11 protein-coding genes are annotated in these 11,266 nt (G+C 71.3%); 6 read left to right on the plus strand and 5 right to left on the minus strand.

Annotation, left to right across the window (positions count from 1 at the left end; all coding sequences use genetic code 11):
• Positions 1-128: 128 nt before the first annotated feature.
• Positions 129-1,574: a glycosyltransferase 87 family protein gene (locus tag FBZ33_RS30795; RefSeq protein WP_141911908.1), complete on the plus strand. Its 1,446-nt coding sequence runs from the start codon at positions 129-131 to the stop codon at positions 1,572-1,574.
• A gap of 4 nt (positions 1,575-1,578) precedes the next feature.
• On the opposite strand, the gene FBZ33_RS30800 is transcribed toward FBZ33_RS30795, so the two are convergent.
• From FBZ33_RS30800 to FBZ33_RS33870, 5 genes are all read right to left on the minus strand, one after another.
• Positions 1,579-2,007: a molybdenum cofactor biosynthesis protein MoaE gene (locus tag FBZ33_RS30800; protein WP_130405760.1), complete on the minus strand. Its 429-nt coding sequence runs from the start codon at positions 2,005-2,007 to the stop codon at positions 1,579-1,581.
• Positions 2,004-3,260, minus strand: coding sequence for a molybdopterin molybdotransferase MoeA (locus FBZ33_RS30805; protein WP_141911910.1), 1,257 nt, complete (start codon positions 3,258-3,260; stop codon positions 2,004-2,006). The genes FBZ33_RS30800 and FBZ33_RS30805 overlap by 4 nt, the downstream gene beginning before the upstream one ends.
• A gap of 75 nt (positions 3,261-3,335) precedes the next feature.
• Entirely contained in the window at positions 3,336-3,806 is a 471-nt protein-coding gene (locus FBZ33_RS30810; protein ID WP_088952101.1) for a molybdenum cofactor biosynthesis protein B, read from the minus strand.
• Positions 3,803-4,294 (minus strand): cyclic pyranopterin monophosphate synthase MoaC, encoded by a 492-nt coding sequence (gene moaC, locus FBZ33_RS30815; RefSeq protein ID WP_141911911.1) that lies wholly within the window; start codon positions 4,292-4,294, stop codon positions 3,803-3,805. Before moaC ends, FBZ33_RS30810 begins: the two co-directional genes overlap by 4 nt.
• Entirely contained in the window at positions 4,291-4,596 is a 306-nt protein-coding gene (locus FBZ33_RS33870) for a BTAD domain-containing putative transcriptional regulator (RefSeq protein WP_141911913.1), read from the minus strand. The genes moaC and FBZ33_RS33870 overlap by 4 nt, the downstream gene beginning before the upstream one ends.
• Positions 4,597-5,474: 878 nt before the next feature.
• On the opposite strand from FBZ33_RS33870, the gene FBZ33_RS30825 reads away from it, so the two are divergent.
• From FBZ33_RS30825 to FBZ33_RS30845, 5 genes are all read left to right on the plus strand, one after another.
• A complete protein-coding gene (locus FBZ33_RS30825) occupies positions 5,475-8,006 on the plus strand; it encodes a bifunctional diguanylate cyclase/phosphodiesterase (RefSeq protein WP_141911915.1) in 2,532 nt (843 codons plus the stop codon).
• Between the two features lie 49 nt (positions 8,007-8,055).
• Positions 8,056-9,399 (plus strand): glycosyltransferase family 87 protein, encoded by a 1,344-nt coding sequence (locus FBZ33_RS30830; RefSeq protein WP_141911916.1) that lies wholly within the window; start codon positions 8,056-8,058, stop codon positions 9,397-9,399.
• Between the two features lie 41 nt (positions 9,400-9,440).
• Positions 9,441-10,073: a phosphoribosyltransferase gene (locus FBZ33_RS30835; RefSeq protein ID WP_141911918.1), complete on the plus strand. Its 633-nt coding sequence runs from the start codon at positions 9,441-9,443 to the stop codon at positions 10,071-10,073.
• Between the two features lie 22 nt (positions 10,074-10,095).
• Complete coding sequence (locus FBZ33_RS30840) at positions 10,096-10,470, plus strand: zf-TFIIB domain-containing protein (RefSeq protein WP_141911920.1); 375 nt, start codon at positions 10,096-10,098, stop codon at positions 10,468-10,470.
• 107 nt (positions 10,471-10,577) lie between these two features.
• The gene (locus tag FBZ33_RS30845; protein ID WP_141911921.1) at positions 10,578-11,255 is read left to right on the plus strand and encodes a maleylpyruvate isomerase N-terminal domain-containing protein; all 678 of its coding nucleotides are present in this window, start codon (positions 10,578-10,580) and stop codon (positions 11,253-11,255) included.
• Positions 11,256-11,266: the final 11 nt, after the last annotated feature.

The raw sequence follows: 11,266 nt of genomic DNA on the forward strand, positions 1-11,266 counted from the left end.
AATGTCAAAAACATGTGTGGGATCGGACACGGTCGCATAACGCGGGAGGCACTGACGTGAGGCGCCGTTCTAGGCTCCGTGCAGGACCTGGACGGGTAGGACGACCTTGGTATGGGGGTGGCCACGCCATGCCGACGGCTGTCGGTAGACGGGCGGACCGCCTCGCCCCAATCCAACGCGTGACGCGTGGGATCGATCGCAGGAACGTCGTACGGGGTGCCATCGTGGCCGCCGTCGCCTACGCCGCATGGCTTGCCATCGGCGCCTTCGGGCGGCCGTACAACTTCTTCGACATGAAGATCTATCACGGTGCCGTGGTGTGGTGGGCGAGCGGTCATGAGCTCTATGAGTTCATCGCGCCCGGAACCACACTCGGTTTCACCTACCCGCCCTTCGCCGGCCTGGTCATGCTGCCGATGGCGCAGCTCCCGATCGGCATGGCCGGCATGGTCAACGCCGCCGCCAGCATCGCCGCGTTGGCGCTGGTGCTGGCCGGGTTGCTCCGCCCCATCGTGGATCGGCTGGCGTGGCCACTGTGGTTCGTCGTGGCCCTGGCGGTGCCGCTCGCGGTCGCCATCGAGCCTGCCCGGGAGACCCTCGGCTACGGCCAGGTCAACATCCTGCTGTTCGCGTTGATCATGGCGGACCTGATCGGCCTGCGCTGGCGCTCGCGCCGGGGCACCCACTACTCCGCGACCGACGGTCCCCTGCTGCGCTTCCTCTACGGCGGCGCCTGGGCTGGCGCGGGCATCGGCCTGGCCACCGCGGTCAAGCTCACCCCGGCACTGTTCATCGCCTACCTGCTGATCACCCGCCAGTGGCGGGTGGCAGCCACCGCCATCGGCACCACGATCGGCGTGACGGTGGCGAGCTTCGCGATCGTCGGTGACGAGTCGCGGGCGTACTTCGGCAGTGTGCTCTGGCAGACCGAGCGCGTCGGCGCCGCGGACATGACACCCAACCAGTCCCTCGCCGGTCTGCTCGCCCGGCTGTACGACTCGATCGAAACCCCCGGGCTGCTCTGGTTCGCCTTCTCAGTGCTGATCCTGGCGCTGGGCCTGTCCCGGGCGGCGAGTTCCCGTGCCGACGGTGACGAGCTGACCGCGTTCACGCTGGTCGGCCTGACCGCGAACGTGATCAGCCCGATCTCCTGGACCCACCACCTGGTCTGGGTGATCCCGGCGATCATCGTGCTGGCCGACGCCGCAGTGCGCCGCCGGGAGGCCAGTCGGGGGATGCCACAGCGCACCGGCCAGGGCACGGTGTTCGGCGGGCTGCCCGGGGTCAACGGGCTCCGCCCACCGATCTGGTATCCCACTCTGACCGGGCTCCGTCACGGGGTCGCCGCGATCGGGCTCTATCTGCTCTTCCTGATCTCCCCGATCTGGCCGTACGAGCACCAGCTACCGGAGATGTCGCACTACCAGGACGGTCTCTTCGGAGCGCTGATGGAAAACTCGCTCGCGGTCGCGCTGATCGTGCTCGTCGCCGCGCTGCCCTGGCGGCCCGGCGCGGAGCCGGCGTTCTACGGCGAACGGATCACCAGGGCCGCGCTGGTCAACGGCCGCCGCTGAACGGTCAGGGGCAGTTGACCCATTCCTCGGTGCCATCGGTGAAGACCTGCCGCTTCCAGATCGGCAGGCGCGCCTTGACCTCGTCGACCAGGCGGGCGCAGGCCGCGAAGGCCGCCGCCCGGTGTGCGGTGCTCACCGCCGCGACCAGCGCCACGTCACCGATCGCCAGCGGGCCGACCCGGTGCGAGACCGCCACCGCGTAGACGTCGGGCTCCGCAGCGATCTCGGCGGCCACCTCGCGCAGCACCTGCGCGGCGCTCGGGTGCCCCTCGTACTCCAAGCTCGTGACCTGACGCCCGTGGTCGTGGTCGCGGACCACGCCCTGGAAGGAGACCACGGCGCCGGCCCGACGGTCGGCGACCGCCGCCTCGTGGGTGGCCAGGTCGAGCGGCTGGTCGGTGACCTCGCCGAAGGTGATCGCCGGTGCGGTCATGAAACACGCTCCCCAGGAAGCAACGGCAGTGGCACGATGGGCACCCGGTCACCCGGCTCGCCGCTGGTGCCGGGCCTGATGACGGCGAACCCGTCCGCGCCGGCCAGGCCACGCAGCATCGCCGAACCGACGTGTCGCACCGGAGTCGCGGTGCCGGCGGCCCGGTCCAGTCGGACCAGCGCCAGGTGGGTGTGGTCACCGCGACCAGGCACCGCCTCGGCCAGGGTGATCTGCGGCAACACCGGCATCGAACGGCCCTGCAGACCGGCGAGCAGCGGCGCCACCAGCGACACCAGCGCGACGATGGCGGACTGCGGGTTGCCCGGCAGCCCCGCCACGAAGCGGATCCGCCCGTCGTGCCCGGCCAGCCGGGCCAGGAGCATCGGGAAGCCCGGCCGGACCGCGACCGTGTTGACCACGTAGTCGGCGCCCAGCGCCTCCAGGGTCGGGTGCAGGTGGTCGACCGGGCCGTTCATCGTGCCCCCGGTGGTGCACACCAGGTCGGCGCCGGCCAACGCCGAGCGCAGGGCCGCCACGTGCGCGGGCAGCGTGTCGGCCACCGGGCCGACCACGTCGGACGGGCGGATCTGGCAGCCGTACCGCCGCAGCCACCCGGGCACCGCCGGGCCCAGCGCGTCCCGGACACGACCGGCTGCCGGCGGGCCGGCGGTCAGCAGCTCGTCGCCGAAGACGAGCAGCGCGGCGCGCGGCGCTCGTCGAACCCGCAGTGTGTCGTGCCCACAGGAGGCCGCCAGGCCGATCACCGCCGGGTCGACCGGCGTGCCGACCGGCAACAGCTCCTCATCGGCGTACGCCTCCTCGCCGGGTTGCCGCCACTCGGGCGTCTCCCGGGGAGTGCCGCGGACCAGACCGTCGACGGTCGTGGACTCCTCCACGCGCAGCACGGCGCTGGCACCCTCGGGCACCATGGCACCGGTAGCGATCTCGACGGTCGTGCCGTCCTCGGTGAGCGGCGCGGGGGTGCTGCCCGCCAGCACCCGGCCGACGACCCGCCACGGGCCGGTGCCGCGCACCGCCCAGCCGTCCACGCTGGAGGTCGGGAAGGCGGGCAGGTCGGTGCGGGTGGTCAACGGCTCAGCAAGGGTGGACCCGTCGATGTCGGCCAACGGTCGGGCGACGGCGGGCAGCGCGGCGGCCAGACCGACCGCGTAGACCCGCGACCGCGCTTCCTCCCAGCCGGCCGGTGGAGGTGCGACGACCCGATCCGCGGTGGGTGCGGTTTCCGTGCTCACCAACCGAGCCTATCGGCACGGACCGACACCCGTCGGGGCCTGGCGTGGACCGGTCGGTGGGCGCAGCCGCGAACCTCAGTGGTCGCCGCCGCGCAACTGGTCGACGGTGTGCCCGAGGATCGGCCCGAGCACGGCCAGGCCGTCCCGGGCGCCGCCGGTCGAGCCGGGCAGGTTGACCACTAGCATCCGACCAGCCACCCCGGCCAGACCCCGGGACAGCACCGACGTGGGCACCCGGTCGCGGCTGTGCGCGCGGATCGCCTCGGCGATGCCGGGGATCTCGTAGTCGAGTAGGCCCCGGGTCACATCCGGTGTGCGATCCGACGGGGTCACCCCGGTGCCACCACTGGTCACCACCACGTCGACACCGTCGGCGCGGGCGGCCTGCAAGGCGGCACCAACCGGCTCCCCGTCGGGCACCACCACCGGCTCGTCGACCTCGCACCCCAGCTCGCGCAGGCCGGCGACGAGCAGCGGACCGCTGGTGTCGGCGTAGACACCGGCCGCGGCCCGGTTGGACGCGACGATCACCCGCGCCCGGATCACGGCCGGTCCTCCGGCCGGACCCACTCGCCGGTCTTGCCGCCCTCCTTGCGCAACACCCGGACTGCCTCCACCGAGGCCGCCGGGTCGACCGCCTTGACCATGTCGATCAGAGCGAGGCCGGCGACGGCAACCGCGGTCAGCGCCTCCATCTCCACCCCCGTGCGGTCCGCCGTGCGGGCGGTGGCCGTGATCTCCACGGTGTCGGCGGTCAACTGCAGGTCGACGGTGACGCCGTGCAGGGCGATCGGGTGGCACAGCGGGATCAGATCGGGAGTGCGTTTCGCCCCCATGATCCCGGCCAGCCGACCGACCGCCAACGCGTCACCCTTGGGCAACCCGTCACGATGCAGCAGGTCGATGACCTCGGGTGTGGTCCGCAGACGGCCGGCCGCGACGGCCAGCCGGCCCGTCACCGCCTTGGCGGAGACATCGACCATGCGGGCCGCGCCAGCACGATCGACGTGGCTGAGCTGTGCGGGTTCGGTCACGGTCGTGAGCCTATCGGTGCGGTACGACGGCGTTCGGCAGGCGAGGACGGGCCCGGGCGGGACGCGGCAAGCATCGGACCCCGCCACCGAGCCAGGGCGCGCCCCAGCAGCTCGCGAGTACGGTCCGGGCGACCGGCCGTCAGTGCTTCCCGACCCGCTTCCGTTCCAGCTCGAAGCAAAAGACGTCGACCCGTTCCGGGTCCACAACGAGTCGACAGCCGTTGCGTTGGCGTTCGATGGCACCGTAACCGTCCGGGACAGCCTCGAAAGTCCGGCGCAGATTGCCGCATTGGTCCGCACATTAGCCACAGCTGATCGCGGTGGGCAATCGACCCATAACTCGTCGACGAGGTCGTCCAATGTCACCAGCCGACCGGGCTGCACTGCGCAGTATCGCGAAGATTGCCTGCTGTTTGGGCGTACCGAGGCGCACCATGCGGGTAGAGAGTTGCACCGAAAGACCGCCCAGAACCTGAATCTCCACCGGTCCCTCGTTCGAGCCGTGCCGAGTATTCAGTCGATCACGCAGCGAAGTCTGCGGCCTCGCTTCGGTGACGTGCCGCTTCACGGGGCGAAGCGGGATGGCCGTTGGTGACCTCGGGATTACCGCGAGGAGGGTAGTCCGTTGCCTGTCCGCAACCGCACCATGTCGGCAGCAAGTTGCATCGGCGCCAACCGTTCCACGTCGCCGCCCTCGATCCCCTCGAAGGCTGACGCCTTTACCCCTCCTGCCTGGAACCTCGGACGCGTCAACTCTGCCCATGTCGCGTTGACGCCTCTCCTAACTCCGGATGAGGCAACTCCTGGGGTGCCGCAGACTTAGCGAATAACGCGACCATTACCTCGTCGGATACCGTCTGCAGTTGCCAGCCGTCTCACGAATCCAGCAAGGGCGAGTTCGACCGCACTCCGTTCAGCAGTCATGGACAGAACGTCACAAACAACCGCCAACTTGGCTAATGTTGCGCATACCGACATTTAATTCTTCTAAGCTGCCGATCCTTCTCTTAAGCTGCCATTCCAAGGAAGACCTCCCCTTTGGGCAGGTCCTCGAATTGGCTCAGCGAGAAGGGGGCAACGCGATGCGCGGCACCGACTGGAACTGACAAGTTCGACACAGGACTTCTGAGGGCCCGGGCAGTAGGCTGCGAGAACGCGTAGGCAGTCCTTCGGGAGCGGCATGACCCTTCCTCAGCGACGAGAGATTGAGACCGATCGGCGGCTGTTGCTGCTCGTCGGTCTCGTCGTCGTTGTTGCCGCGGTCATCGTCGCCACGTCACTTCCGGCCGCATGGCGTTCGGCGAAGCTGGAGAAGGTGAGCGACGCCGCAGTCCTGGTCATGCTCACGCTCATGATCGCGTTGGGCACGCTGGTCAAGGCTCGCGTGCGGATCCGGTCGACGACTCAGTCGATCAGCTGGAACGAGACAGCGATCATCGTCGGTGCGGCCATCGCTCCGACTTCGGTGATCGTGCTCTGCACCGCGGTCGGGATCGCCCTCGCCTCGCTTCGCCTCACACCGATGAAGCTGGCCTTCGGTATCGGCAAGAACGTCATCGTTGCCTGGGGCGCTGGCACGGCACTCGCGATGACGACCTGGACTTGGCCGCCCACGGGTATGGGCCCCCTCATGCTGCTGGGTCCGTTGGCGCTCGCCTACCTGGTCGCGGCGCTCTTGGACGATCTGCTCGCCATCCCGGTCATCGCGCTCGCCTCCCAGACCAGGATCGCGAAGCACTTCCGCAGCAATCTCGACCTTCGGCTCGCTGGCTTCGCCGTGCGGTTCGCCGTTGCGGCCTGCACGCTGCTGATCATCCGGATGGACCCCCGGCTACTGCTCGCCGTCCCACCCCTGGTCCTGAGCCTGCACCTCGCCTACTCCGCACGCATCCGAGGCCGCACCGAACAGCAGGCGTGGCAGCGGCTCGCCCGCACCACCGACGCGCTCAACGTGGTCGACCTGGACACCGTCCTCACCACCGCCGTCACCCAGGCCGCCGAGTTGTTCTCCGCCGACGAGGTCGAGATCGAGCTGCGCGACGGCGGCCGCACAGTCCGCGGTGGCACCGGCGGCATCACCTTCGACGGCCCGATCGGCACGCCCGCCGAGGTGGACGGCACCATCGTCCCCACACCGCTGGAAGGACACGACCGCACCATCGACATCGGCATACTTCGACTGCGTTTCCGCGGTCCCGTGCAACTCTCCGAGCGGGAGCAGTACACCCTGCGCACCTTCGCCTCCGCGCTCTGCACCGCCGTTCGCAACGCCCAGGCGTACGCCGAGCTGGCCCGGGTCGCCGACGAGCACGCGTACGCGGCCTCGCACGACGCGCTGACCGGCCTGGCCAACCGCCGACACCTCCTCGACGAGGGCACCGAGCAGTTGAGCACCCGCCACGCCGACGGGGTGACCGCGCTGGTGCTGATCGACCTCAACCACTTCAAGGAGGTCAACGACACGCTGGGGCACGCCGCCGGCGACCAGGTGCTGGTGCAGGTCGCCGACCGGTTGCGCGGTGCGGCCCAGGCGAGTGACCTGGTGGCCCGCCTCGGCGGCGACGAGTTCGCCGTACTCCTGCGAGGTCTGCCGGCCCCGGCGGTCGCTGCACACCGGGCCGAGTCCCTGCTCGCCGCCCTGCACGAGCCGTTCGAGCTGGACGGCATGCGGATCAGCGTCGAGGCCAGCGGCGGAATCTCCGTCGCCCCGTCCAGCGGTGGCATGGCCGAGCTGCTGCGCCGCGCCGACGTCGCCATGTACCAGGCCAAGCGAGCCGGGCAGCGGATCGCCACGTACGCACCGACCCGGGACACCGCCGACCTTGGCCGCCTCACCCTCGGTGGCGACCTGCCCCGGGCGGTCGCCGACCACGAATTCGTCGTCAACTTCCAACCGATCGTCGACCTGGGCACCGGCGAGGTGACCAGCGCCGAAGCGCTGGCCCGCTGGCACCACCCCACCCACGGCATGATCGACCCACTGCGATTCCTGGAGGCCGTGGAGCGTTCGGGCCTGCTGCCGGCCTTCGCCGAGGCGATCCTCGACCAGGCGCTGATCGCGGCGGCCAACTGGCGCGACGCCGGCTTCGACGTCCCCGTCGCGGTCAACGTGTCCCCCCGCAGCCTGCTCGACGCGCGGTTCCCAGGCTCGGTGCTGGCCCGCCTGCGCGCCCACGACCTGCCGCCGGACCGGCTGGTGCTGGAGCTGACCGAGACGCTGACCCTCAGCCAGCTCGACGTCGTCGACCGGGTGCTCAGCCGGCTCCGCGACGAGGGTGTCCGGCTGGCGCTGGACGACTTCGGCACCGGCTACTCGTCACTCTCGCTGCTCTCCCGCATCCCCGTGCACGAGCTGAAGATCGACCGGAGCTTCGTGACGACGATGGAGAGCTCGGCGGAGGCCGCCGCCGTCATCCGCTCCACCCTCGACCTGGGCCGCAGCCTCAACCTGGACGTCGTAGCCGAGGGCGTGGAGAGCGAACCGCAGCGGCGGGCCCTGTGGGAGTTGGGCTGCGTCGCCGGCCAGGGCCACCTGTTCGCCCGGCCGATGCCGGCCGGCACCCTGCTCGCGGCGATGCAGCGCGGTTCGGGCGGCCGACCCGGCACCCTGGCCGCGCCACTGCACGACGCCGGCGCGGTGATCCGGCTGAGCCAGAACCGCCGCCAGGCTGGCCGTTCCCGCCCCGACCGCCTCCCGCACCTGCCCGCCTGACCCAGCATCGGCCAGGTGCCGACGCAGGCCGGTCTGCCAGACTGGCGCCGTGATCGCCGACGACCCGACCGCCCGCCGCCGTCGCTGGCACTGGCGAACGCTCGACGCCGCTGGCGGCGGGCTCGCCCTCGACCTGGGCCTCTACGCCGCCTCGGCCGCCTTCGCCGCGATCACCGCGGTCACATCGACCCTGCTGCCGCACCGGGCATGGGGCGCCGTCGCCGCCGTCGGATACCTGGCCGCGACGCTGGTGGCGCTCGTCCAACTCCTGCTGCGTCGGCGCTCCCCGACCTCACCCCTGGTCGGGCTGCCGGCCCGCTGGGCGGTCACCGGTCTCGCCTGGGCGGGCACCGCACTGCTGCCCCTGCTCTGGCAGAGCATCGACCGGGCCGGCGGACGCACGGACCGGGCCCAGGAGGAGGTGCTGGTCGTGGAACAGGCCGGCACCCGCCTCCTGGAGCACGGCACCCCGTACCTCGGGCCCGACGCGATAGCCGCCCTGCCACCCGGCGAACAACTCATGGGCTACACCCCGTACCAGCCCGGCATGGCGATGTTCGGCCTGCCCAGAGCCCTGGCCGACACCTGGTGGACCGACTCCCGGGTCTGGTTCGCGGTGGGCACCGCAATCGCGCTCGCCCTGGCCGTGGCCGCCCTGCGCAGAACACCGGCCGCCACCGACCAGGTCGACACGCGCCACCGCCGGGACGCCGCGTTGCTGCGCGGCGTGCAGGCCGCCACCGTACTGCCGATCTGCGCCCTCACCCTCGCCACCGGCGGCGACGACCTACCCGTACTCGCGTTCTGCCTGCTGGCCCTCGCACTCGCCGCCACCGACCGACCCGGCCGGGCCGGCCTCGCGGTCGGCCTGGCCGGCGCACTGAAGCTGTTCGCCTGGCCGGTCGCCCTGGTCCTGATCGTCTGGGGTCTGACCCGGCGCGCCGGCACCCGAGTCGCCGCCGGCGCGATCGGCCTGCCCGTCGCCGCCCTCCTGCCCGCCATGCTGGTCGACCGGGACGCGCTGACCGAGAACGTGCTGCGCTTCCCCCTCGGCCACGGCCTGGTCACCAGCCCCGCACAGTCCCCGTTCCCCGGCTACCTGATCGCCACCGCACTGCCCGCAGGCCGGCTGATCGCCGCCGCACTGCTGGTCGCGGCGGGAGTGGCCATCGCCGTCCGACTCGCCCGCCGTCCGCCCCGCACCGCCGTCGCCGCCGCGCTCATCTGCGGGTACGGGCTGCTCGTCGCCATCGCCCTGATGCCCTCGACCCGCTTCGGCTACCTGCTCTACCCGCTCGCCCTGCTCACCTGGGCACCTGCCCTGCACCGCCCGGTCGACACACCGCCGACCCCGGTCCCCGACCACCTGCCCGGTCGGGCCACTTCCGCGTAACTGGCGGGCGGAACGACGCGTCAGGGCGTAGACCTGAAGACATGACGACGTACCGCGACCGAGCCGACGCCGGCCGGGTGCTCTCCGACCGGCTCACCGCGCTCATCGGCGAACCCGACGTCGTCGTCCTCGGCCTCGTCCGCGGCGGCGTGCCCGTCGCCCGGGTCGTCGCCGAACGACTCGGCGCACCACTGGACGTGCTGGTCGTCCGCAAGCTCGGCATGCCGTGGGCCCGGGAGGTCGCCTTCGGCGCGCTCGGGCCGGGAGGCGTCCAGGTGCTCAACGACGCGGTCGCCAGCCGACTCAGCAGCGACGACATCGCCGAGGTCAGCCGTCGAGAACAGGCCGAACTCGAACGCCGGGAACGCCTCTACCGGGGCGGTCGCGCGCAATTGGACCTCACCGGGCGTACCGCGGTGATCGTCGACGACGGCCTGGCCACCGGCGCGACCGCCCGCGCCGCCGTGGAGGTCGTCCGCCAACTCGGGGCACACCGCGTCGTGGTCGCGGTCCCGGTCGGCGCGCAGGAAGCCTACGAACTGCTCGCCGCCGAGGCAGACCAGGTCATCTGCGCCCAACGCCCAGCGGATTTCGGCGCGGTGAGCGTCTACTACGACGACTTCCACGAGGTGTCCGACGAGGAAGTCACCGAGGCGCTCACAGCAACTGCCTAGGTCCACCAGGTACCGTCGGGCGATGAGTAGTCTCACCTGTCCCAAGTGTCACGGAGAAATGCGCCAATACGAGCGCAGCGGCGTCGTCATCGACCAGTGCGGGGAATGCCGAGGCATCTTCCTGGACCGCGGCGAGCTGGAGAAGCTGTTCGAGGCGGAGGCCAACTGGAGCCGCCAACAGAGCGCCGGTGCGCCGCCGCAGCCTGCCCAGCAGCCGGCCGGCTACCCGCCCCCGCCGCCCCCGCCCGGTTACGGTGCCGTCCCGCCGCCGCCCCCGCCCGCCCACGGCTATCCGCCGCAGCCCGCGTACGGCCACCAGCAGCAACAGCACCACGGCTACCACGGGCACTACCGGCAGAAGAAGCGCAAGGGCTTCCTCGACGACATGTTCGGCTGAGCCCAGAGCCGACATTCCGCCCGGGTCGATCGACGTGTCGGCCCGGGCACACCGCCCACCCCATCGATGGTTGGCGGCGCGCGATCGTCCATGCCAGGGTGATTCGCATGACCGTGATCCGACCGGACGAGGCGCTGGCCCAGGCGTACGACGGGATCACCGCTGCCGTCGACGGCCTGGACGACGCCGGCCTGCAACGAACCACCCGCTGCCAGGGTTGGCTCATCGCCGACCTGCTGCTGCACGTGCTCGGCGACGCCCAACGGGCACTGGTCGCACTGGCCAGCCCCGTCGACGGCCCCGCCGACGTCGACGACGTGAGCTACTGGCGCGACTTTCCCGGCGGTGATGACAACGCCACCCGGCACGCCTGGTGGGTCCGCCGATCGGCCGCCGCCTTCGACCGTCCCACCGGGATCGTCCGGCTCTGGCAGGAGACCGCCCCGGCGGCGGTCCGCGCCGCCGCGTCAGCCGACCCCGAGGGGTACGTGACCACGCAGGGGCATGTGCTGCGCGTACCGGATTTCCTCGCGACCCTGACCACCGAGGCCGTCGTGCATCACCTGGACCTGACCGTGGACCTGCCCGGCGCGCCCCCGCCCGGCCCACTGGCGGTACGAATCGCGGTGGCGACCATGGACGGTCTGCTCAGTGACGACACCGTCCGCCCCACCGCCTGGGACGATCACGACTTCCTACTGAAGGCCACCGGGCGCGTGCCCCTCACCGAACGGGATCGGCTGGAGTTGGGCGAGTCGGCGGGCTGGTTTCCGCTGCTCGGCTGACCGACGGCGGG

The sequence above is a fragment of the Micromonospora sp. A202 genome (assembly GCF_006715105.1).
Lineage (GTDB): Bacteria > Actinomycetota > Actinomycetes > Mycobacteriales > Micromonosporaceae > Micromonospora > Micromonospora zamorensis.